At 61.3% G+C, this 21,532-nt stretch carries 20 protein-coding genes and 1 pseudogene; 10 read left to right on the top strand and 11 right to left on the bottom strand.

The genetic code is table 11. The annotated features are described in order from the left end of the window. Positions 1-80: 80 nt before the first annotated feature. Both F8N66_RS06880 and F8N66_RS06875 read left to right on the top strand, forming a co-directional pair. Positions 81-1,055 carry a 2-hydroxyacid dehydrogenase gene (locus F8N66_RS06880; RefSeq protein ID WP_150769474.1) on the top strand — a complete coding sequence of 325 codons (975 nt, stop codon included), beginning with the start codon at positions 81-83 and terminating at the stop codon, positions 1,053-1,055. Positions 1,056-1,259: 204 nt separating this feature from the next. Next, positions 1,260-1,769: a DUF2165 family protein gene (locus F8N66_RS06875; protein WP_150769473.1), complete on the top strand. Its 510-nt coding sequence runs from the start codon at positions 1,260-1,262 to the stop codon at positions 1,767-1,769. Positions 1,770-1,781: 12 nt separating this feature from the next. Here F8N66_RS06875 and F8N66_RS06870 read toward each other — a convergent pair whose 3' ends face one another. Beyond that, complete coding sequence (locus F8N66_RS06870) at positions 1,782-2,684, bottom strand: DMT family transporter (RefSeq protein ID WP_150769472.1); 903 nt, start codon at positions 2,682-2,684, stop codon at positions 1,782-1,784. Between the two features lie 138 nt (positions 2,685-2,822). Between F8N66_RS06870 and F8N66_RS06865 the strand changes: the two genes are divergently transcribed. Continuing rightward, the gene (locus F8N66_RS06865) at positions 2,823-3,698 is read left to right on the top strand and encodes an AraC family transcriptional regulator (protein ID WP_150769471.1); all 876 of its coding nucleotides are present in this window, start codon (positions 2,823-2,825) and stop codon (positions 3,696-3,698) included. Between the two features lie 118 nt (positions 3,699-3,816). Here the strand turns inward: F8N66_RS06865 and F8N66_RS06860 are convergent, their stop codons facing one another. The 6 genes from F8N66_RS06860 to F8N66_RS06835 all read right to left on the bottom strand — a co-directional run bounded on the left by F8N66_RS06860 (position 3,817) and on the right by F8N66_RS06835 (position 10,234). Next, on the bottom strand, positions 3,817-6,243 hold the full coding sequence (locus tag F8N66_RS06860; RefSeq protein WP_150769470.1) for a TonB-dependent siderophore receptor: 2,427 nt from the start codon (positions 6,241-6,243) through the stop codon (positions 3,817-3,819). A gap of 218 nt (positions 6,244-6,461) precedes the next feature. Then, entirely contained in the window at positions 6,462-7,451 is a 990-nt protein-coding gene (locus F8N66_RS06855) for a FecR family protein (RefSeq protein WP_150769469.1), read from the bottom strand. After that, positions 7,448-8,020: an RNA polymerase sigma factor gene (locus tag F8N66_RS06850; protein WP_150769468.1), complete on the bottom strand. Its 573-nt coding sequence runs from the start codon at positions 8,018-8,020 to the stop codon at positions 7,448-7,450. The genes F8N66_RS06855 and F8N66_RS06850 overlap by 4 nt, the downstream gene beginning before the upstream one ends. A gap of 4 nt (positions 8,021-8,024) precedes the next feature. Next, positions 8,025-8,351: a DUF3325 domain-containing protein gene (locus F8N66_RS06845; RefSeq protein WP_150769467.1), complete on the bottom strand. Its 327-nt coding sequence runs from the start codon at positions 8,349-8,351 to the stop codon at positions 8,025-8,027. Beyond that, entirely contained in the window at positions 8,352-9,932 is a 1,581-nt protein-coding gene (locus F8N66_RS06840) for a PepSY-associated TM helix domain-containing protein (protein ID WP_150769466.1), read from the bottom strand. Beyond that, positions 9,929-10,234: a DUF3649 domain-containing protein gene (locus tag F8N66_RS06835; RefSeq protein ID WP_150769465.1), complete on the bottom strand. Its 306-nt coding sequence runs from the start codon at positions 10,232-10,234 to the stop codon at positions 9,929-9,931. The genes F8N66_RS06840 and F8N66_RS06835 overlap by 4 nt, the downstream gene beginning before the upstream one ends. Before the next feature lie 196 nt (positions 10,235-10,430). On the opposite strand from F8N66_RS06835, the gene F8N66_RS06830 reads away from it, so the two are divergent. From F8N66_RS06830 to fecA, 3 genes are all read left to right on the top strand, one after another. Continuing rightward, on the top strand, positions 10,431-10,919 hold the full coding sequence (locus F8N66_RS06830; RefSeq protein WP_150769464.1) for a sigma-70 family RNA polymerase sigma factor: 489 nt from the start codon (positions 10,431-10,433) through the stop codon (positions 10,917-10,919). Further along, positions 10,916-11,854 carry a FecR domain-containing protein gene (locus F8N66_RS06825; RefSeq protein WP_150769463.1) on the top strand — a complete coding sequence of 313 codons (939 nt, stop codon included), beginning with the start codon at positions 10,916-10,918 and terminating at the stop codon, positions 11,852-11,854. Before F8N66_RS06830 ends, F8N66_RS06825 begins: the two co-directional genes overlap by 4 nt. Positions 11,855-12,020: 166 nt before the next feature. Continuing rightward, complete coding sequence (gene fecA / locus F8N66_RS06820; RefSeq protein WP_150769462.1) at positions 12,021-14,354, top strand: TonB-dependent Fe(3+) dicitrate receptor FecA; 2,334 nt, start codon at positions 12,021-12,023, stop codon at positions 14,352-14,354. 99 nt (positions 14,355-14,453) lie between these two features. Here the strand turns inward: fecA and F8N66_RS06815 are convergent, their stop codons facing one another. Both F8N66_RS06815 and F8N66_RS06810 read right to left on the bottom strand, forming a co-directional pair. Further along, a complete protein-coding gene (locus F8N66_RS06815) occupies positions 14,454-14,864 on the bottom strand; it encodes an HPF/RaiA family ribosome-associated protein (protein WP_008054445.1) in 411 nt (136 codons plus the stop codon). A 214-nt stretch (positions 14,865-15,078) separates the two neighbouring features. Beyond that, a complete protein-coding gene (locus F8N66_RS06810; protein WP_150769461.1) occupies positions 15,079-16,026 on the bottom strand; it encodes a LysR substrate-binding domain-containing protein in 948 nt (315 codons plus the stop codon). A 135-nt stretch (positions 16,027-16,161) separates the two neighbouring features. On the opposite strand from F8N66_RS06810, the gene F8N66_RS06805 reads away from it, so the two are divergent. Both F8N66_RS06805 and F8N66_RS06800 read left to right on the top strand, forming a co-directional pair. Continuing rightward, positions 16,162-17,538 (top strand): L-serine ammonia-lyase, encoded by a 1,377-nt coding sequence (locus F8N66_RS06805; protein ID WP_150769460.1) that lies wholly within the window; start codon positions 16,162-16,164, stop codon positions 17,536-17,538. A gap of 304 nt (positions 17,539-17,842) precedes the next feature. Beyond that, complete coding sequence (locus tag F8N66_RS06800) at positions 17,843-18,160, top strand: DUF3509 domain-containing protein (RefSeq protein ID WP_150769459.1); 318 nt, start codon at positions 17,843-17,845, stop codon at positions 18,158-18,160. Here the strand turns inward: F8N66_RS06800 and F8N66_RS06795 are convergent. After that, the gene (locus F8N66_RS06795) at positions 18,157-18,657 is read right to left on the bottom strand and encodes a phosphate-starvation-inducible protein PsiE (protein ID WP_150769458.1); all 501 of its coding nucleotides are present in this window, start codon (positions 18,655-18,657) and stop codon (positions 18,157-18,159) included. The two genes, F8N66_RS06800 and F8N66_RS06795, sit on opposite strands and share 4 nt — an antisense overlap. Before the next feature lie 279 nt (positions 18,658-18,936). Here F8N66_RS06795 and F8N66_RS06790 point away from each other — a divergent pair. Continuing rightward, a pseudogene (locus F8N66_RS06790) lies at positions 18,937-19,176 on the top strand (YebG family protein); the annotation flags it as partial. A 265-nt stretch (positions 19,177-19,441) separates the two neighbouring features. Here the strand turns inward: F8N66_RS06790 and F8N66_RS06785 are convergent. Further along, a complete protein-coding gene (locus tag F8N66_RS06785; RefSeq protein WP_150769456.1) occupies positions 19,442-20,461 on the bottom strand; it encodes a Glu/Leu/Phe/Val dehydrogenase family protein in 1,020 nt (339 codons plus the stop codon). Positions 20,462-20,644: 183 nt separating this feature from the next. On the opposite strand from F8N66_RS06785, the gene F8N66_RS06780 reads away from it, so the two are divergent. After that, positions 20,645-21,448, top strand: a complete 804-nt coding sequence (locus F8N66_RS06780) for a SirB1 family protein (RefSeq protein WP_150769455.1) — start codon at positions 20,645-20,647, stop codon at positions 21,446-21,448. The last annotated feature ends 84 nt before the right edge of the window (positions 21,449-21,532 follow it).

The raw sequence follows: 21,532 nt of genomic DNA, 5'->3' as shown, positions 1-21,532 counted from the left end.
CAATGCTTTTAAACTTGCAGCTTGCCGGTTGAAGCTAGTAGCTTGCTAAGCATTCTCCTCCGTCCGACGAGCCCGCCTCCATGAAAAAAACCGTCCTCGCCTTCAGCCGTGTCACGCCTGAAATGGTCGAACGCCTGCAACAAGACTTCGACGTCATCGTGCCGAATCCGAAAAACGGTGACATCAACGCCCAGTTCAACGAAGCCCTGCCCAACGCCCACGGCTTGATCGGCGTCGGCCGCAAACTCGGTCGCGCGCAACTGGAGAACGCCGCCAGGCTGGAAGTGGTGTCCAGCGTTTCGGTGGGCTACGACAACTACGACCTCGCCTATTTCAACGAACGCGGGATCATGCTGACCAATACACCGGACGTACTCACCGAAAGCACGGCCGACCTGGCGTTTGCCTTGTTGATGAGCAGTGCCCGACGCGTGGCTGAACTCGACGCCTGGACCAAGGCCGGCCAGTGGCAGGCCACTGTCGGTGCCCCCCTGTTCGGTTGCGATGTCCATGGCAAAACCCTGGGTATCGTCGGCATGGGCAACATCGGTGCGGCCATCGCCCGCCGTGGCCGCCTGGGTTTCAACATGCCGATCCTCTACAGCGGCAACAGCCGCAAAACGGCGCTGGAACAGGAACTCGGCGCGCAGTTGCGCAGCCTGGATCAACTGCTCGCCGAGGCCGATTTCGTGTGCCTGGTAGTGCCGCTGAGTGAGAAAACCAAACACCTGATCAGCCATCGCGAACTGGCGTTGATGAAGCCGAGCGCCATCCTGGTAAACATTTCGCGTGGCCCGGTGGTGGATGAGCCGGCACTGATCGAAGCGCTGCAAAACAACCGGATTCGCGGCGCCGGGCTAGATGTATACGAAAAAGAACCGCTGGCCGAGTCGCCACTGTTCCAACTGAAAAACGCCGTGACCTTGCCACACATCGGCTCGGCCACCCATGAAACCCGAGAAGCGATGGCCAACCGCGCCCTGAGCAACTTGCGCAGCGCCCTGCTGGGCGAGCGGCCGCAGGATCTGGTGAATCCGCAAGTCTGGAAAGGTTGATTGAAGCGCGGCACGCCTTGATCGGCGTGCCGCTTGTATAGCGTTTCAGGTGTTAGCGCCCACAGCCAGAATCAATCACCCATAACAACTTGTTTAACACTCAAACACGACATAACTCGCAACTCAGTCCTCGGTCACTTTACAAAAAACGGCTATAAACTCCGACAAACAAAAGCACTGATCGTGCATTCGGAGAGTATTTGCATGAACAACTTCACCACCGCCTGCATCATTCGGCGGAGCAAAATCCTGATTGTATTGATGGCGGCTCTGTTCGGACTAATGACACTCACCAACAACTTTACCGATTACGCCGCATACACCGACTATATCGGGCGAATCATCAGCATGAGCGATACGCAAGGAAATGACTCTCGACGTTATCGAGCCATCACTTCCACGATGTACCATCACCGTTTTTACTGGGCAGTCATTACACTAGAGATCATTTACACCTTCAGCTTTCTGGTGGGCATCTACCAGCTGTGCCGAAAACTCTCCGCACCGCGCAATGAGTTCCATGAAGCCAAAAAGTTTGCAATCATTGGTTTCACCACCGCACTTTTCGTCTACCAGATTTTCTATGTCACTCTGCTTAACGAGTGGTTCGATCTGGATTACTCCGCCCATCGCAACGCCTTTGAATGGGCAAGAAGCAACATTGAATACATGTTCCTCGGCCTGATCTATCTACTGATAGCGAAGGACAATTAATTCATCTGCTTCTCAAGCCAACTTGCTCGCCACCGAAGTTACAACGCGCCTGGGTTTGCGAAACACCAGCACATTACCCAACATGACCATCACCAACCCCACCAGCGCCGGAGCCGTCCACTGGTAGCCCTCGGCAAACGCCGAGACATTCAGCGCCACCACCGGGAACAGCACGGTGCAATAAGCGGCACGTTCCGGCCCCATGCGACCGACCAGGGTCAGGTAGGCGGTGAAACCGATCACCGACCCTGGAATGACCAGGTACAGCAGTGAACCGATGTAGCGGGCATTCCACTCCATGTCGAACGGGATGCCTTTGACCAGGCACCATGCCGACAGCATCGCCGCGCCATAAGCCATACCCCACGCATTGGTCGTCAACGGCCTGAGCCCGGCTTTCTGTTGCAGGCTCGAGAGCATGTTGCCCGCCGAGAAACACAGGGTGCCGCACAGGGCCAGGCCCAGGCCGAGCAGGGTTTGCGGGCTGGCAGTGTGCCCGGCCAGTTCCGGCCAGAACAGCAGGCCCAGGCCAAGCAAGCCCAGTGCTCCGCCCATCAACACGTTGCGGGCGATTTTCTGGCCGAAGAACACGCGAGCATTGAGGGCATTCCACAACGTAGCCGTGGAAAACACCACGGCCACCAGGCCGCTGGGAATCCACTGGCTGGCGGTCAGGAAGCACATGAAATTGACGCAAAACAGGCACAACCCCTGTGCCAGGCAGATCAGATGCCCACGCCGGTTCATCACTTGCAGCTTTCGACTGAGCAACAGCATCACGAACAACACCAGCGCGGCGAGACCGAAGCGATAGACGATCGACACGGGAATCGCCACCACGCCCAATTGCCATTTGAGGGCAATCCAGGTGGTGCCCCAGATCAGCACGGTCAGCAAATACAAAGAAAGGTTCATGACAAAGGCTCCTCGATTGGTCCCCAGTGTCCTGCGCCCGGCCTTGGCGCACTTGCATAAACTTGCGCTTTTGTCGCACCACGGGCTGGCAGGCGGACGTCTACGGAGTAGGATGCAAGGCGTTGGAGAGAAGCGATCATGCCCGCACTGGAAACCCTGCAAGTCTTTCAAGCCCTCAACCGCTCGCCCAATGCTCGCCTGGAGCACAGCGCCGAGCTCGGTGACGGCCTGTCTGCAGCCTTGTGGAGCAACCATCACGATGCCCAGGATTACGAAGCGCCGAGCCACCACACGCTGTCGTGCTACATCGCCGGCGGCACCGGCACTTTTCGCCGCGACCAGCCCGGCACCAAGGGCGGCCCGGACAAGCTGTGCATCCTGCCGGCCGATCATCAGTCAGGCTGGGTGATCAATGGCGACATCCGCCTGGCCCACCTGTATTTCAGCCCCGAGCAATTTGCCCTGGGCTGCGTGACGCTGCTCGATCGTGAACCTCGGGAATTGCAGCTGCGCGAGCAAACCTTTCTCGATGACCCACAGCAGGCTGTGCGCTTTCGCCAGTTGATTGCCCTCAACTGGGACGAACCGGGTGAGCGCCTGCTCACCAGCAGCCTGGCCCACGAGATACTCAGTCACGCCCTGTTGAGCCAGGTCAGCAATCGTCCTGGCTTACGCCTCAAGGGTGGCCTGGCGGCGCATCAACGAAGGCTGTTGGTGGAATACATCGACGGCCACTTGGCAGAAGCCATCAGCCTGGGACAACTGGCGGCGTTGTGCGCGCTGTCGGAATACCACTTTGCGCGCATGTTCCGCGCGAGCTTCGGCTTGCCGCCGCATCAGTATGTATTGGCGCGACGGCTGAGCCGGGCCCAGACGCAGTTGCGCTCGACATCCCGGCCGCTGGGGGAGATTGCGCTGGCTTGCGGGTTTGCCAGTGCCAGTCACTTTACCAACCGGTTTCGGCAGACTTTGGGCGGGACGCCGGGGGAGTATCGGCAGGCGTTTTTGCGTTAGGTCCGATTTTTTCGGCGCCTGCAGGGCCGTCTTCGCGAGCAAGCCCGCTCCCACATTCGACCGAGTTGGCATATGTGGGAGCGGGCTTGCTCGCGAAGAACGATAACGCGGCCTGTGATCAGAACTCCAGAGTGCTCGACAACATCACCTGCCGCGAATCCCCCATCGACACAAAGAACCGACTCGCCGCCGAGGTGTAATAGGTGCGGTCAAACAGGTTCTTCACGTTGAGCTGAAACTTGACCTTCTGCCCGTCCAGTCGGGTGTCGTAGGTGGCGAACGCATCGGCGACGGTGTAGCTCGGCAGCTCGAAATCGTTGACGGCGTTGCCCGCGCGCTCCCCGACATAACGCGCACCCGCGCCGACCCGCAGCTGATCGCCGCCGATGAGGCTGCCGAAGTCATACACCGCCGACAGCGAGCCGCTGTTCTTCGCCACGTTTTGCAGTTTCTTGCCTTTGTAGTCCGGGTCCTCCGTCACTTCGGCGTCGGTGTAGGCGTAGCTGCCGATCAGGCTCCAGCGGTCGCTGAGCTGGCCGCTCAGGTCCACTTCCAGACCACGGGAGCGCACTTCACCGGCAGCGCTGTAGATCGTCACCGGGCCTTCGGCGTTGGCGATCAGCACGTTGCGTTTCTTGATGTCGAACAGTGCGACGTTACCCGTCACACGCCCCGGCAAATCAAGCTTGGCGCCGACTTCCCAGGACTTGGCTTCCTCAGGCGCGACACTGCCGTCGAGCACCACGGTGCTACCACTCAATGGCGCGATGGTCGAGTTGGGTTTGAACGACTCGGTGTAGCTGCCGTAGAACGACAAGGCGTCGGTGTAGCGATACACCAGGCCAGCGCGCGGCACCCACTTCTGCCCGTTGCTGTCGGTGTTGGCGTGGAACGGCACGCCTTTGCCGGCGTATTGGTCGTATTCCTGGAAGCGTGCGCCCGCCACCACAATCCACTGGTCAGTCAGGTGGATGGAGTCCTGCATGAACACCGAATCGCTGCGCAGCAAATCGGTCTGGGCACTGTCCGCCGGGCTGACGGTGGTGCCTTGGACTTCACGGCCATACACCGGATTGAGATAGCTGAAGGTGGTCAGGCTCTTCTGGCGAATCAGGTCCTCACGGTAGATCTTGCGGTACTCATCATCGATGCCGAACACCAGGTCATGCCGCATGCCGGCGACATCGACCATGCCTTCGAGACTCACGGTGGTGAATCTATCGGTGCTGATCGCATTTTGCGTGCCGTCCATGCTGCGGGTCAGCGTGCCTTTATTCGTGTCGATGGCGGTCACGCGCACCTGGCTGGCGTCGTAGGTTTCGCGGTTCCAGCTGTAGCCGAAGTGGGCGTTCCAGTTGTCGTTGAGCTCGTGGTCGGCCTCGAAGTGATATAGGTCCGAGCGCCCTTCCATGTTGTTGAACGGTTCGTCGAGCCGACGATCACGAGAGATGTCCAGTGGATGATTGTCACGCGGGTCGATCACCGTGCCACGGTCGAACGGCGTGAGGAATTCGCGATGTTCGTAGGCGAACAACAGCGTGGTGCGCTCGCCGAACCACGCCAGCGACGGTGCGACCAGTGTCTCGCGATGCACGCCGTAATTGCGCCAGTAATCCTCGTCTTCGTGATCCAGCACCATGCGATAGGCCAGCCCGGACGTGCCCAGGGCGCCGGTGCTGTCGAAGGTGCCACCGCTGCCGTTCTTGCCTTCGCCGTAGGTCGAGCCACGCAGGGTCAGGGCGTTGTACTGCTCAAGCTCGGGCTGTTTGCTGACCATGTTCACCACGCCGCCCGGGTCCTGGATCCCGTAGAGCAGCGAGGCCGGTCCCTTGAGCACTTCGACCCGGTCCACCGTGGCGTTCATGCCACGGCCCTGCACGATCGGCATGCCATCGCGCATGATCGAGCCGTTGCGGTTGTCGCCGAAGCCGCGGGTCATCACCGAATCCTGGGTGCTGCCCAGGGTGTTGCCCTGGGTGATGCCGCTGACGTTGGCCAGGGCATCGTCCAGATTACGCGGCGCCTGATCGCGAATGACCTGGGCGGCGACCACGTTGACGGTCTGCGGGATTTCCTGAAGCGGCGCCGAGGTGCGCATGACCGAGCTGACTGGCGGTGGCTGATAGCTGGTCGACTCGTCCATCACCGAGGTGATGTTGGTTGCGCCCAGGTTCAGGGCGCCTTCGGTGGGCAGCGGCTCCAGCGCCATGGTGTGGCTGTCGGTTCGGCGGAAGCTGAAGCCGGAACCGGCAAGCAGTCGTTGCAGTGCCTGTTCGGCGCTCATCCGTCCGCTGACGGCCGGGGCGTTGAGACCGTAGGGCGCTTCATCGGTGTAGACAACGCTGATACCGGTCACCCGGCTGAATTCGCTCAAGGCCTGGGGCAAGGGTTTGGCGACCATCGAAAAACTGAATGGCGTGCTGTCCCGGGCACTGGTTTCTGCTGCCATCGCCGCACTGAGCGGCAGCAGCGCCAATGCCGAAAAACTCAACGCGCAAACACCCAACCACTGTTTGACCGAACCCGATTTTGCCCTGGACTTCATGACTCATGACCTGTGTAGAACCGCAACGGATGCGAATGACTCGCAGTTTCAGTCACTACACGGATGGCGTTCGGTTTTACCTCAGCAGAAAGTTGGAAATATTTTTTCCTCAAAGGGATGCGGTGTTCGATCTGGCCCCTTCGCGAGCAAGCCCGCTCCCACATGTGGAATGCATTGCACATGTGGGAGCGGGCTTGCTCGCGAAGGGGCCGGGAGCCTCACCGCACAATAATCAAATGCCCCAACACCTGATGCTGCTCAAACCCCAATACAGCCTGCAACGAACTCAACACCGCCTGCGGGTCCTTGCTCGGGAAACTGCCACTGACCCGCCGCTTGGCCAGCTCATCATTGAGCAGCACGATCCGCCCCGGGTAATACCGCCGCAGATCCTGCACCACATCGGCCAACGGCGCCTTGTAGTAGTTCAGCCACCCTTCACGCCAGGCCAGCTGCGCCTCACTGTCCACCGCATGCAGCGGTTGCGCCGCGCCTTCGCCATAGGCCACCTGCTGGCCAGCGGTGAGGATTTGCTGCGCGGCGTCTTTATCTGCCGTCACCCCGACCCGCCCGGACAACACCGTGACCTGCGCCCCCTGGGGTTGCAGGCGCACTTCGAATTGCGTGCCCAGCACCCGCGCCTGCCCCTTTTCAGCATCCACCACAAAGGGCTCGCCGGTGTGAGCCACGTTGAAGAAACCGGCACCCCGGCGCACCTGCACATGGCGCTCACCGCGACTGAAATCCACGGCGATCGCACTGTCGGCGTCGAGGGTGACCCGGGACTGATCGGCCAGGATGACCGTGCGGATTTCCCCCGGTGCCGAGACATAATCGGCGCCCAGGTCATCGAGCCAGCGCGACGGCTGCCAACCGGTGCCGAGACTGATCATCAGCACCAGGCAAGCGGCCATCGCCAACGCACCGGCCCCGCGACGAATGCTGTGGCGGCGCGAGTGATTCATCGCATTGAGGTAGCGCTGCAGGGCCAAGGCATCTTCATCGGCCAGGGTGCGCGCCGGCGCTTCACTCAACTCCCAGACCACTTGCGCACGGGCGTAGGCCTCGGCATGCGCCGGGTCAGCCTTCAACCACTGGCTGAACGTGGCCTGGTCACCACTGCTCGGCTGGTCATGCAGCAAGCTCAGCCAGGCCAGCGCGGCCTGTTCCTGAGCGGGCGTCGGGGTGACGCTTTGAACGTTGTTCACGGTGCTTTCCCTGGCGTACGCGGTGACGGTTCCCGCAGGCTGGCCTTGCAGGCTTCGAGCGCGCGCATCATATGTTTTTCCACGGCACTTTGGGACAGGCCCATGGCCTTGGCGATCTCGGCGTACTTGCGGCCATGGATGCGGTTGAGCAAAAAGATCTGCCGCGTGCGTTCAGGCAACGCCCGCAATGCCGCTTCGACATGGCGCAAATCGTTGCCCGCCTCCAGTGCCGCTTGCGGCTCGCCGCCGACACTGTCCGACGGTTGCGACATCAAGCCTTCGCTGGCCCGCGCCCGCGTGCCTTCACTGCGCAAATGGTCGATGGCAATGTTGCCGGCGCAGCGCAACAGGTAGGTGCTCAGTTCCTCGACCTGCACCAGCGGCCGTCGCCAGAAACGCAGGAACAAGTCCTGCACCAGGTCTGCGGCCGTCGCCCGGCAACCCACGCGGCGGCTCACCAGCGCTTCCATTTGCGAGCGTTGCGAGAGGAACACCTTGAGAAAATGCGCACGGTCGCCGCGCGGTTCATCGCGCTCGCTTTCACAGGGCTCGGGAGGATGGCTGATCATGGATTCAATACGGCGCAAGCGCGGCAATCGGACTGGCCAGCAGGCCCAACGCGGCCAGCCATAGCGCCAGGCGCGGGCGATACGGCAGCAGCATCACCAGCAGCAAGGCACTGAGCATCAACACCGCGAACCATTCCACCAGCCCCAATGCCCAGCCTGTCGCCGACACCGCCGCCCACATCGACAGCCCCAGCAGCAACCATCCCGCGCACTTCAACCGTCGACGCACAGGCAGCGATGGCGTGCGTCCCAGCCACTCGGCATGGTGACGATCCATGGACAAGCACAGCGCCGTGAAACCGCCGTAACAGAGCAGGCAGGCCAGCAACATTCAGGTGGTCTCCTGCTCAAGATTGATCGGTTGTGCCCTTTGTCGGCCAGTGACTTCAGCCACCCCGGCCCGCCGCATTTTCCACGCGGCCCAACCGAGGAACAGGCCACTGCCCAGGCATGCCAGATCGAAACCGGCCATCGCCCAATCGCCCTGCGCCAGCGTGACGCCCAGGTGATACGGCGTGGTCAGGGCGTTGAGCAACGGCACTGCGCCAAACAGCAAAGCCGCCAGTGCCAGCTGCTCGACCCATGCCGCGCGTCCTCGACGGAGCATGGCGTGCACCAGGCTCAGGCCCCAGACCATGAAGAAGCCGTTGACCTCCCAATCCGCCCGTCCGGCCATCTCGACCGGCAGCAAGCGGTTGGCCCAGAAGAACGCCGCCACCGCGACGACCAACCCCGACATGCTGGCGATGTTCAGCACTTCCGCCAGGCGCAATTCGAAGGGCATCACGCCAGTCCTGGCATGCTTGAGTTGACGCTTGCCGAGCCAGATCACCAGCCCGGTGCCGATCATCGCGGTGCTCGCCAGGCCACAGATGAAGTACAACCAGCGCAGTACCGGCCCGGCGAAATGGCCCATGTGCAAACCGTAGAAACTGCCGGCGATGGCCATCGGCAGCGGTTGTACCGGGGTCGCGGCGAGCAGTTGCCCGGTCACGCCGTTGAATGTCACGGCGCTGCCGAAATCGTGCACCACGCGGTCAGCGCCCTCGCGCACCAGCACCACCGAAGCGTTCGCATCGCCTGGATGATTCACCGTGAACCGCCCGACATGCCCGCCAGACCACTGCCCCCGCGCCTGGTCTACCAGCGACGACAACGGCAGCAACGGCGCAGGATTGCCAACCGCCTTGGCGGTATTGGTCGCCGGGAACACCTCGGCGTAAAACCCCTGCACATCCCCTTTGTACGCGGCCAGGATGCTGGCCGGCATCACCATGGCCATGAAAATCACCAGGCTGCTGTAGGTGATCATCAGGTGAAACGGCAACACCAGCACGCCCAGCGCGTTGTGCCCGTCCAGCCAGGAACGCTGGCCTTTGCGCGGGCGGAAGGTGAAGAAGTCCTTGAAGATTTTCTTGTGGGTGATGATCCCGCTGATCAGCGCGACGAACATCACCATGGCCGCGATCGTCGACAGCCAGCGGCCCCACGGATACGGCATTTGCAGTTGAAAGTGGAAACGGTAGAAGAACTCGCCGCCACGGGTGTCGCGGCCTTGCACTTCGTCACCGGTTTGTGGATCGAGGCGTTTTTCCGTGAACTGGCCGCGCTCGCCGGGCTTGGCCGGCGTCTGCTGCCAGCGCACCGAGAGGCCGGGGTCACGGGCATCGGGCAAATCGATGATCCAGCGCGAGGCGCTCGCGGCGTGCTGTTCGAGATAACGCTGGGCGAGGTTCAGGCTGTCCTCGGAGGACACCGCGCGCGCCGGGATTTCCGGCTGCATCCAGCGGCTGGTTTCGTCCTTGAAATAGGCGAGTGTGCCGGTCAGGAAAATCGCAAACAGCAGCCAGCCAAAGGTCAGGCCGGCCCAGGTGTGCAACCAGGCCATGGCCTGGCGAAATCCCTCTTTCATGAGCGGCCCATCCAGTACGCAACGCCCGCTGCCACCGCCAGGGCCAGCGCCGGCACGATCAATCCGAGCCAGGCTCGCCAGGCCGTGCGACAGGCGAAGCACCAGATCACCGCCAGCAGATACACCACGAACGAACTCATCATCCCGGTCACCACCGCCTCGGCGCGGGCCATGGGCACCCACAGCGTCAGGCAAACGCTGGCCAGCGCCGTGACAATGTAGCCACCGAGTACCGCCGCCAGCACCCGCGAAGTAACCGCCAGCCGATAGGAAACGGGGAGCGTGCCGCTTTTGACTTTCATGGGGTGACCTTGAACCGGGCGAGCCGCGTGAACGCCACGGGGCAACAAAACGCAATATTAATGATAAATATTCTCATACGCAAAGCTGTCGAGTGAGATCAGCTTGTCAGCTCGATTGCCGCCAACGGCTTCCCGCCACTACAATGCGAACAATTCTTGTTCTCTAACGCATCCAGATGCGGCCGGAGTGGTCCCGTTGCAGCCAGTCAATACCGTAGAAACGCTCTATCACGCCCATCACAACTGGCTCACCGGTTGGCTGCGGCGCAAGCTCGGCTGCCCGGACAGCGCGGCGGACCTTGCACAGGACACGTTCATGCGCGTCCTGACCGCGCGCGAAACCCCGCAGATCATCGAGCCCAGGGCGTTCCTCACCACTATCGCCAAGCGGGTGCTGTTCAACCACTACCGCCGCCAGGATCTGGAGCGGGCCTACCTGGATGCGCTGGCGGACATGCCGGACGTCGTCGTCCCGTCCGAGGAAGAAAAGGCAATCATCCTGCAAACCCTGATGGAGCTGGACCAGCTGCTCGACGGTTTGCCGCGCCTGGTCAAGCGTGCGTTTCTGCTGGCCCAGGTCGATGGCCTGACGTATCCACAGATCGCCGCCGAGCTGGGCATTTCCATTGCCACGGTCAAGCGACACTTGAACAAAGCCGCCCTGCGTTGCTACTTCGCCCTATGAACACGCCGCCAGATTTTTCAACCCAGGTCGCCGAACAGGCCGTGCATTGGTTGATGGAAATGCAGCAAGGGCCGTTGAACCCACGCCAGCAACAAGCCTGGCAGCAATGGCACGATGCCCACAGCGAGCACCGACGGGCATGGGCACATATCCAGCGGGTCAATCAGCGCCTGCGCGGCCTCTCTTCGCCGCTGGCCCATGCCGCGCTCAATGCACCGACATCCGGCAGCCGTCGCCACGCGTTGAAGCTGCTGCTGATTCTGGGCGCCGGCTCGGCGGTGACCTGGGGCATGCGCGAACACCCTGTGCTGACGCCGTTGCTGGCCGACTACCGCAGCCCCATCGGCCAGCGGCGCAAAGTGCCGTTGGGCGATGGCAACCAGTTGCTACTCAACACCGACAGCTCGGCCGATGTTCGCCTCGACGGTCCACAGCGACTGATCCGTTTGCTCGAAGGCGAAATGCTGCTCAGCGCTGCCCAGGCGTTCCAGGTGCAGACTGCCCAAGGCATGCTGAAGACCCAAGGTGCACGCCTGAACGTGCGGCAATTTGCCGATCGCACCCAGGTCGCGGTGTTCGAGGGTCATGTCGAACTGACGCCCGACGGCGGTTCACCGCTCCGGCTGCCCAGCGCCCGGCAGTTGAGCTTCGGTGCAAAAGGCGTCGGCACCGCATTGCCGCTGGACGCCAACAGCGGCGCCTGGGCCGAGGGCATGCTGGTGGCGGCGCACATGCGCCTCGGGGATTTCCTCGATGAGCTCAGCCGTTATCGTCGCGGGCACCTCAACTGCGATGCAAAGGTCGCGAACCTGTTGATCTCCGGCACCTATCCGCTGGATGACAGCGAACGGATTCTGCAGCTTCTGGAAATCAGCTTACCGGTGAAGGTGAAGCGTTTTACGCGGTACTGGGTGACGGTTGAGGCAAAGGTATAAAAGCAAGATCAAAAGATCACAGCCTGCGGCAGCGCCTACACCAAACCCATGTAGGCGCTGCCGCAGGCTGCGATCTTTTGATCTCGAAAATTAAATGAGCCGTTTTTCAGATCTGGCGTGACAGAGAAGGAAAGCCACTTGATTCAACTTCTCAGGATCGCCCTTCATGCAACCCAACCGCCTCACCCCGCTCGCCCGAACCCTGCGTCAACTGCTGCTCGGCGCCAGCCTGAGTTTCGGCGCCCTGCCGCTGGTTCACGCCGCTGACACCAAGGCCTATCACATCGCGCCGTCTTCCCTGGAAAACGCCCTGAACCAGTTTGGTCGTGAAGCCGGCGTGCTGATCACTTTTGGTTCGCAAGTCACCCGCGGCGTGCAGAGCCGTGGCCTGGAAGGCAACTACACCGCCGGGCAAGGTTTGAATGCACTGCTCGAAGGCACCGGCCTGCAAGCCCGGTCCGAAGGCGACAACGCTTTCAGCCTGCAACCGGCAGCTGGTTCGGCGCTGGAGCTGGACACCTCGACAGTGGTCGGCGACTGGCTGGGCGACGCCGCGCAAATCAATGTCTTCGAACATCCTGGTGCCCGGGACGTGATCCGTCGCGAAGAATTCGAACGCCAGGGCGCGACCCAGGCCCGGGACGTGCTCAACCGCATTCCCGGCGTCAACGCGCCGGACAACAACGGCACCGGCAGCCATGACATGGCGCTGAACTTCGGCATTCGCGGGCTCAACCCGCGCCTGGCGTCGCGCTCCACGGTCTTGATGGACGGCATCCCGGTGCCGTTCGCGCCTTATGGTCAGCCACAGCTGTCGTTTGCCCCGGTCAGCATCGGCAACATGGACGCCGTCGACGTGGTGCGCGGCGGTGGCGCAGTGCGCTACGGTCCGCAGAACGTCGGCGGCGTGGTCAACTTCGTGACCCGGGCGATTCCCGATGAGCCAACGGTCAAGGGTGGTTTCCAGACCGAAACCAGCCCCTCCTCCAGCCATGACGGCCTCAAGACCACCGGTAATCTGCTGGCCGGTGGCACTGCCGACAATGGCTTGGGTGGCGCGCTGCTCTATTCGGGAACCCGTGGCGGCGACTGGCGCGAACACAGCGATACCGAAATCGACGACCTGATCCTCAAGGGCAAGTATCAGCTCGACGACGCCAACAGCTTCAACGCCATGGCGCAATACTACGAAGGCAAGGCGGACATGCCCGGCGGCTTGAACGTCGCCGACTACGATGCCGACCCCTACCAGTCGACCCGCCCGAAAGACCAGTTCTGGGGTCGCCGGACGATGTTCAACGTCGGCTATCGCTATCAGCAAGACCGCCGCGAGTTCACCGCCAACACCTTCTTCACCAAGACCCTGCGCAGCGGCTATCTCGACCAGGGCACCTTCCTCTCGTTGTCGCCGCGCGAGTATTGGGTGCGCGGCCTGGAAACCCGTTTCGCCCAAGGCTTCGACCTCGGCGCCACGAGCCACGAAGTCGGCATCGGCTACCGCTACATCAACGAGGCGGGCCACGAATTGCGCTACCGCACGCCGATTGCCAGCAACGAATACCCGACCACCAGCAGCCGCAACGACCGCGATACCCGAGGTGGCACCGAAGCCAATGCGTTCTTTGTCGACGACCGGATCGATATCGGCCAGTGGACCATCACACCGGGTGTCCGCTACGAGATGATCGACTCGCAGCAAACCAACAACCTGACCCACCAAAAATACCAGGGCGACTACAACACCGCGCTGCCGGCACTGAACGTGCTTTATCACCTGACCGACAGCTGGAATCTCTACGCCAACACCGAAGGCTCGTTCGGCAGCGTGCAATACAGCCAGATGCCTAACCGGGTAAGCAGTGGCGAAGTCAAACCGGAGAAGGCGCGGACCTGGGAATTGGGCACCCGTTACGACAACGGTGCGCTGCGGGCGGAAATCGGCGCGTTCCTGATCAACTTCGACAACCAGTACGAAAGCAACCAGACCAACGATTCGGTGATCGCCCGAGGCGAAACGCGCCATCAAGGTATCGAAACCAGCGTCAACTACGCCCTCGAGGACCTGAGCCCGGCGCTGGCGGGTTTCGATGTATACGCCACCTACGCCTATATTGACGCGACCATCCGCGAAGACGGGCCGAACAAAGGCAATCGTGTGCCGTTCTCCTCGAAGCACAAAGGTACTTTAGGCGTGGGTTACACCGAAGGTGCGTGGAAGCTGAACCTGGACAGCAGCTATCAGAGTGACCAGTTCGCCGACAACGCCAACACCTCGGCCGAAAGCGCCGACGGCAGCACCGGCAAAATTCCGGGGTACATGCTGTTCAGCAGCCGTGCGGCTTATGATTTCGGACCGCAATTGTCGGACCTGACAGTGGCGGTGGGGGTCAAGAACATCCTCAATCACCAGTACTTCACCCGTTCGTTCGACGACAACAACAAGGGCAAGTACGTGGGAGAACCGCGGACGGTTTATGTCCAGACGTCTGTGGCGTTCTAGCCCGCGCCGATCGTTCCCGCCTTGCACGGCGATCGTCCGGCAAAACAAAACGGGCCTGCGATGGCAGGCCCGTTTTCATGGGGGAAGTTAAATCAGGCTTCAGGCGTTTTGCGCGGCCTGTTCGTTTTCAAGAAACTCTTCTTCCAGCAGCTTATCGGCATGAGGCCTGCGCTCGAATGGCACTACGGCGGCGCGTGGCTTGCCGCGCAATTTGCCGAACAGGTGTTCCAGTGCATGCTCGAGCTTCTCGGCAGCCCCGTCGATCGCCAGTTCCAGGCTGGCGGCTTTATGGGTGACAGAAATCGGTTGGTGGCCTTTTGGCCTCGCTTCCAGTTGGCAGCGTAGATCGTGGGGACCGGGCTTGTCGCCGTTCTCGTCCCGCAGGTGAACCTCGACGCGGGTCAAGTCCTCCTCATAACGTTCGAGCGTGCTCTCAATGGTGGTTCGTACCCACTCCTCCAGTCGGATGCTGCTTTGAATATGGTTATCGCTATTGACTTGGATTTGCATAGTTCATCCCTTATTTCAGCTAGCTCGCGAGAGGCCGGTCAGCTAAGCCCTTGGGCGTCATCACCGTGACCTCTTGGTTACACAATCGGTCTGTACGCTGAACAATTCAACCCCTGAAAAAAGATAATTTCGTAATCGCAGAAAAAGCCGGACAACCGGTAAAAGCGCTGTTAAGGTCGGGAGTTGGGTCGCCCCGCACCTCTGTCACAAATTCTCACATCTGCTGATCCCCAAGCGGATGCAGTCCACGAAAAATCCCCGCTTCCTCCACCAGCCAGTCATGCACCGCACGCACGCCAGGATGGCTCAGCGCACCCGGCGCATAGAGCACCATGTAGCGCTTGTGATTGGGCACCGCCAGGCCAAACGGCACAATCAACGCCCCTCGCTCTAGCTCATCGTTCAACAGCGTTCGCCGGGCAATTGCCACCCCCATCCCGGCGATAGCCGCCTCGATGGTCAGGTGGTTGCGATTGAACGTGTGCCCGCGCCGCACATCCGCGCCTTCAAACCCGATGGCGTTGAGATAAAACTCCCACTCCGCATATTCGTAGCTGCCGCGCCAGGCGGTGATGTCGTGCAGCAACGGAAAATGCATCAGGTCCGCCGGGCCATGCAGTGGCGGGCGACCGCGCAACAGGCCGGGAGCGCAGACGGGAAAAATCTGTTCATCGAGCAAGGCTGTGGATAACAGCCCCGGGTAGCTGCCGTCGTTCAGGTCGATGGCCAGGTCGAAATCGCCTTCGTGCAGCGGCACGCTGCTGTCCTCGGCCACCAGGCGTAACTGGATGTCCGGAAACCGTTGTTGCAGGCGCGGCAGGCGCGGGGTCAGCCATTTGCTCAGGAATGACGGAATCGACCGAACCCGCAGGGTTCCGCTGATCATGCCCGCGTCCAGCCGGCGCAATTCCGCGTCGATACTGCCGTAGGCTTCGTTGACGGTAATGGCCAGACGCTGGCCTTCGGCGCTCAGCTCAACGCCCCGGGCACGCCGGTGAAACAGGCGAAAGCCCAAGCGCTCTTCCAGTTGGCGGATCTGCTGACTAACCGCGCCCGGCGTGATGTGCAGTTCTTCGGCGCAACGGGTGAACGACAAGTGTCGGGCGGCACAGGAAAACACCTGCAGCCATACATAAGTCTGGGCATGCAATTGACGACTCATCGTTTAGTCCTGCTAAAGGCTGTCTTAGGAAGTTTCGTTGGTCACGTAGGACCGAGGTTGGCAGTATCGCTGAAAGTGCGCTTGTCCTACAAAAATGGCAGCGATTCATCTTCCATTTCAGGAATAGGCTTTAGCATGGCTATCAGTGTTTTCGATCTCTTCAAAGTCGGTATCGGTCCCTCCAGCTCCCATACCGTCGGTCCGATGCGCGCGGCGGCGACCTTCGCCCAGGCGCTGGTCGACCAGGCTCTGGTGTCTGACGTGCGGCGCGTGGAAATCCGGCTTTACGGCTCCCTGTCGGCCACCGGCGTCGGTCACGCCACTGACCGCGCCTGCGTCATGGGCTTGATGGGCGAGTGGCCGGACCGTATCGATCCCACCACCATCGACGACCGCATCCGAACCCTGCGCGAAACCGCCGAACTGTCCCTGGCCGGCCAGGTGACCATCGCCTTTGACTGGTCGCGCGATCTGCTGCTGCTCGACGAGAGCCTGCCCTACCATCCCAACGCCATGTCCCTGACAGCCTTTGGCGAAACCGGCGAGCTGTTCGAGCAGACGTACTACTCGGTCGGTGGCGGTTTCATCATCGAAGCGGCTGAAGCAGAATCCGGTACTGCGCCTGCCAGCGATGTGGTGCTGCCGTATGACTTCTCCAGCGCAGTCGAACTGCTCCAGCTCTGCAACCAGCACGGTCTGCGGATCTCCGAACTGATGATGGCCAACGAACGGGCCTGGCGCAGTGACGAAGACATCCGTCAGGGCCTGCTGCACATCTGGTCGGTGATGCGCGAATGCGTTGAGCAAGGGTTGGAGCACGAAGGCATTCTGCCCGGCGGTCTGAATGTCCCGCGTCGCGCAGCGAAATTGCACCGCAGCCTGCTGGAAATCGGCAAGCCGAACGTCATCACCTCGACCCTGTCGGCCATGGAATGGGTCAACCTGTTCGCCCTCGCGGTGAACGAGGAAAACGCCGCCGGCGGACGCATGGTCACGGCCCCGACCAACGGTGCGGCGGGGATCATTCCGGCGGTGCTCCACTACTACATGAAATTCAATCCGGACGCGTCGGACGATGACGTGGTCGCGTTCTTCCTGGGCGCGGCAGCCGTCGGCATTCTCTGCAAGAAAAACGCCTCGATCTCCGGTGCCGAGGTCGGCTGCCAGGGCGAAGTCGGCTCGGCCTGCGCCATGGCCGCCGCGGGCCTGGCGGAGGTGCTGGGTGCCACACCGGAGCAATTGGAAAACGCCGCGGAGATTGGCCTGGAACACAACCTCGGCCTGACTTGCGACCCGGTGGGCGGGCTGGTGCAGGTGCCGTGCATCGAGCGCAACGCGATTGCCGCAGTGAAGGCGATCAATGCCACGCAAATGGCCCTGCGCGGTGACGGCAAGCACTTCATTTCCCTGGACCGGGTGATCCGCACCATGCGCGATACCGGCGCCGATATGCACGATAAATACAAGGAAACGTCACGGGGCGGCTTGGCGGTGAGCTGGGTGGAATGCTGACCGGCATTCCTGCCCTGAAACGGACCACGTGAGAGCGGGCTTGCTCGCGAAAGGGCCGTGTCAGTCTACCTATACGTACCTGACATACCGCCTTCGCGAGCAAGCCCGCGCACACATTCACGCGTGCCTGCCCCCGACCTCACCCATTTATTGTCCGACAATCTATCCGGCATGCCCCTTGCTACACCCCCTTTGCAAGCATTGATGGCGATGTGGCCTCGAAATGGCCGATGGTCCGGTGTTGCGAACTAATCCCGATATCGACCGGTCAACAACTGCACGTTCAATCAGGCGGTGACGCATCATGGACAACCCTTTTCAGCTTATTACCGATGCCTTTGCAGCGGATTACCAGATCAACCTGAGTATTCAGGGCCTGGACGGCAGCATCATGCTGACCCTGTCCAACAGTGGCCGCGTGGTCGCCAAGCGCATGATCAGCGCCGAGCAACGCAATGACCCCGATCGCCTCAAACGCCTGGTGCAAAGCATTCAGTTCGGCATTGCCATCGAACAGGGTCACAGCGCGGTGGCAATCCTCGAAGCCATGACCGATGGCGGCGCGCGCAACCTGCCGCCACCCCCGGTCAAAGGCCGGCCCCGACCAGCCATGGGCCTTTAAATTTCGCCCTTCTCGACTTCCGGATGTTCACTGGAGCCCGCGCCGATCTTGCGGTGCGGGTTCTCAATCTTCACCGATGGAAATTGCGACGACGCGTAACGCACCACCAGGATCGCAAAGGCCAGCAGCAGGATTCCGCCGCACAGGTAGATGATCCCCAGATCCGGTGGATTGTGGTGCGACACGTTGGAAATCAGCAGGCGGGTCAGCGCGGTGATCGCCACGTAGATCAGGAAGCGCACCGGCATGTGGTTGGTCTTGAAGTAAATCCCGACCATCGCCCCCAGTTCCAGGTAGATGAACAGCAGCAAGATGTCGTCGATCTTGATGTGTCCTTCCTCGATCATGCCGAGAAATTCCATCACCGCCGCCCACGCGGTCACCGCGCCGATGGCGAACAGCGCCAGGTAGTGAAAGGTCTCGACGAACAGGTTGCCCAGGGACTCCGCCAGTTCATGCACGCTTTGCCGCAGGTTTTCGGCCCAGTTGATTTTCACGATGATGCTTCCTTAGGTCGGCTCGGACCGGATAATGCGGGTTGGACATGACGGTTGTTCTGCATGCAGAAACAAGGCCACGCCATCATGGCGAGCCGCCGTAAATTGCGCCCCGTGGCTTTTGGTCGCAGGGGCTGCTCGCTCCCGATGACAAACCCCGAATTCGATCTACATTAAAAAGCCACTACCCAAACCCCAGCGATTCGCTTATCCTTTTCGCTGTATATAGATACAGTAGTCGAATCAGACAACCAAATGTGAAGGCATGTGAGGTGGTGAATGGCCGTCGAAGTGGTATACCGCAGCAGCCGAGATCTGGAGCGCTTGTTCATGGATAAAGCCGAAGCTGACCGTCATGACAAAATGCTCGAGCTGGCCGAGTTGCTGGCCGAAGTGTTGCAAAAAGCCGTTCCGTCCCTGACCGAGCAGCAAGTGGAAGAAGCCGGGATCTACATGGCGAAGAATCGCGATGTGTTTGCCAAGGCCTTCAAGAGCCAGCCGGACGCCCTGTCCGAGTTGCTCACCGCGCCTGTCGAGGTTCCGCGGCCGGTTGAAGTGGCCGCTCCCGTTGAAGAGGCGGTCGTTGAGCCGGTTGCCCCGGCCAAGCCAGCCAAGGCCGCCAAAGCGACAAAGTAACAAACAGCCGAATTGAACAGGCCCTGAGTCGAATGGCTCAGGGCCTTTTTCATGTTCAACACAAACCTGTAGGAGCTGCCGCAGGCTGCGATCTTTTGATCTGGCTTTTTTATAGTGCAAATCAAAAGATCGCAGCCTGCGGCAACTCCTACCGGTACAACACCTTTTCCGCCAACTCGTCAGCCACTCGCGCCGGCGAGCGCTTTTCCGCCTGGGCATGGGCAAACACTTCGGTCAGTCGCGAGCTGATTTTCGACAGGTGCGCGGTGATGGTCGTCAGCGCTTCACCCCGGTGCTTGAGTGAAACGTAGATCAGCCCCCCGGCATTGATCACGTAATCCGGCGCATACAGGATGCCCCGCCGCTCAAGTTGATCGGCGACGTCCAGATGGGTCAGCTGGTTGTTCGCCGAACCCGCCACCGCCGAGCAACGCAATTGCGTCACGCTGTGACTGTTGAGCACGCCGCCCAGGCCGCACGGCGCGAGAATGTCGCACGGGGTGCTGAGCAGCGCATCGTTGGCAATCGGGTGCGCGCCAAGTTGCTCCATGGCCAGTTGCACCTTGCCGTGGTCAATGTCGCTGACCAGCAGTTCGGCACCGGCGGCATGCAGCTGTTCGGCCAAGGCAAAACCGACGTTACCCAGGCCTTGTATGGCCACCCGCAAGCCTTCGAGGTTATCGCTGCCCAACCGCGCCATGGCGGTGGCGCGAATGCCGGTGAATACACCCATCGCCGCATGGGGTGCAGGATCACCCGCCGACGTGGTGCTGGTGACATGCTGGGTTTGTTGCGCGATGCAATCCATGTCCGCCACCGATGTGCCGCTGTCGATGGCGGTGATGTAGCGACCGTCGAGCTGATTGATGCAGCGTCCGAAGGCTTCGAACAGCGCGGCGCGATCGGCCACGTGAACCGGGCGAATGATGACCGCCACGCCACCGCCCTGCGCCAGGCCGGCCAGCGCGGCCTTGTAACTCATGCCCTGGGCAAGGCGCACGGCATCCTCGACCGCGGACTCGTCGCTGGGGTAGGCAAGGTAACGACACCCCCCCAGGGCAGGCCCCAGGCGACTGTTATGAATGGCAATGACCGCCTTCAACCCGGTGGCAGGGTCGACGCTCAGATGCAGCGATTCAAGGCGAGTGCTTTGCATGAGAGCGAACATCGTAAGGCTCCCGAATCACTTCTTGTAGTCGCCAGTATAGGCTTGCGCAAAAAAATTGCCGAAGCGCACGGGAATAAGCGGGAGGGCCATTCAGGTATTTGGAAATAACCCGCAACCACCTCTGTGCGGCACTGGACGAATGGCAGAGAGGAGGCTAAAACGAGGCATTGCCCGGAGATTTTGATGACCCCGCGCCAATCCTTTTTCGCTTGCCTGCAACGTTCACCGCCCGCGCTGTTCGAGGCGGCGCTTTGGATTGGCGCCGAACATGACGACGAGGTGAACCTTGAAACGTTGCTGGTGAACTTCAAGGAACTGCAACAGCGGATCAGTGGCAGCCTGCCGATGTTACCGGTGAGCGAACTGGCGCAACCGCTGCTGCGGCGCATGAATGACCTGGGGTTCGCCCAGGACGATTCCACCCCCTTGCGCCCGCAGGTGGCGCTGCTCCATCGCGTGCTGGAGCGTCGGCGCGGGCAACCGCTGGCCTTGGGCCTGATTGCGCTGGAATTGGCCAGGGGTCTGGAAATCCCCCTGGTCGGCGTCAACTTTCCCGGCCATTTCCTGCTGCGCGTACCGGGCGCCGACCACCTGCTCGATCCCTGCGGCGGGCGTCGCCTCTACCCCAACGATTGTCGCGAATTGCTGCATCGCCAGTACGGCCCCAACCTGAAACTCAGCGCCGAGCACCTGGTCACCGCCGACCCCGTGCAAATGCTCCAGCGCCTGTCGCGCAACCTGCGTCAGCTGCACCTCTCCAACGACGACTACATCGGCGCCCTGGTCGACGCCGAACGCGTGCTGGAGCTGGGCAACGGCACCGCCGCCGACTACCTGGCCCGGGCCAGCCTCTACCAACGGCTGGAATGCCCCAACGCCGAACGCTTCGACCTAGAACACGCCCTGCTCCTCAGCGACGACCCGATCCAGCGGATTCGCCTGACGGAGCGGCTGGGGCATTTGCCGCCCAACTCCATTGTTCACTAAAAGCAAAAGATCGCAGCCTTCGGCAGCTCCTACAGGGTGTACATCATCCCCATGTAGGAGCTGCCGAAGGCCGCGATCTTTTGA

Origin of the sequence: Pseudomonas fluorescens, from assembly GCF_902498195.1 — a bacterium.
Taxonomy (GTDB): domain Bacteria; phylum Pseudomonadota; class Gammaproteobacteria; order Pseudomonadales; family Pseudomonadaceae; genus Aquipseudomonas; species Aquipseudomonas fluorescens_BU.
The sequence above is the reverse complement of the archived record's forward strand: the minus strand, read 5'-3'. Positions and strand labels throughout refer to the sequence as shown.

Excerpts from the sequence above, each read along its gene's own strand:
- F8N66_RS06880 (WP_150769474.1), top strand. The coding sequence starts at position 81 with ATGAAAAAAACCGTCCTCGCCTTCAGCCGTGTCACGCCTGAAATGGTC.
- F8N66_RS06875 (WP_150769473.1), top strand. The coding sequence starts at position 1,260 with ATGAACAACTTCACCACCGCCTGCATCATTCGGCGGAGCAAAATCCTG.
- F8N66_RS06870 (WP_150769472.1), bottom strand. The coding sequence starts at position 2,684 with ATGAACCTTTCTTTGTATTTGCTGACCGTGCTGATCTGGGGCACCACC.
- F8N66_RS06865 (WP_150769471.1), top strand. The coding sequence starts at position 2,823 with ATGCCCGCACTGGAAACCCTGCAAGTCTTTCAAGCCCTCAACCGCTCG.
- F8N66_RS06860 (WP_150769470.1), bottom strand. The coding sequence starts at position 6,243 with ATGAAGTCCAGGGCAAAATCGGGTTCGGTCAAACAGTGGTTGGGTGTT.
- F8N66_RS06850 (WP_150769468.1), bottom strand. The coding sequence starts at position 8,020 with ATGATCAGCCATCCTCCCGAGCCCTGTGAAAGCGAGCGCGATGAACCG.
- F8N66_RS06845 (WP_150769467.1), bottom strand. The coding sequence starts at position 8,351 with ATGTTGCTGGCCTGCCTGCTCTGTTACGGCGGTTTCACGGCGCTGTGC.
- F8N66_RS06840 (WP_150769466.1), bottom strand. The coding sequence starts at position 9,932 with ATGAAAGAGGGATTTCGCCAGGCCATGGCCTGGTTGCACACCTGGGCC.
- F8N66_RS06835 (WP_150769465.1), bottom strand. The coding sequence starts at position 10,234 with ATGAAAGTCAAAAGCGGCACGCTCCCCGTTTCCTATCGGCTGGCGGTT.
- F8N66_RS06825 (WP_150769463.1), top strand. The coding sequence starts at position 10,916 with ATGAACACGCCGCCAGATTTTTCAACCCAGGTCGCCGAACAGGCCGTG.
- fecA (WP_150769462.1), top strand. The coding sequence starts at position 12,021 with ATGCAACCCAACCGCCTCACCCCGCTCGCCCGAACCCTGCGTCAACTG.
- F8N66_RS06815 (WP_008054445.1), bottom strand. The coding sequence starts at position 14,864 with ATGCAAATCCAAGTCAATAGCGATAACCATATTCAAAGCAGCATCCGA.
- F8N66_RS06810 (WP_150769461.1), bottom strand. The coding sequence starts at position 16,026 with ATGAGTCGTCAATTGCATGCCCAGACTTATGTATGGCTGCAGGTGTTT.
- F8N66_RS06805 (WP_150769460.1), top strand. The coding sequence starts at position 16,162 with ATGGCTATCAGTGTTTTCGATCTCTTCAAAGTCGGTATCGGTCCCTCC.
- F8N66_RS06800 (WP_150769459.1), top strand. The coding sequence starts at position 17,843 with ATGGACAACCCTTTTCAGCTTATTACCGATGCCTTTGCAGCGGATTAC.
- F8N66_RS06785 (WP_150769456.1), bottom strand. The coding sequence starts at position 20,461 with ATGTTCGCTCTCATGCAAAGCACTCGCCTTGAATCGCTGCATCTGAGC.
- F8N66_RS06780 (WP_150769455.1), top strand. The coding sequence starts at position 20,645 with ATGACCCCGCGCCAATCCTTTTTCGCTTGCCTGCAACGTTCACCGCCC.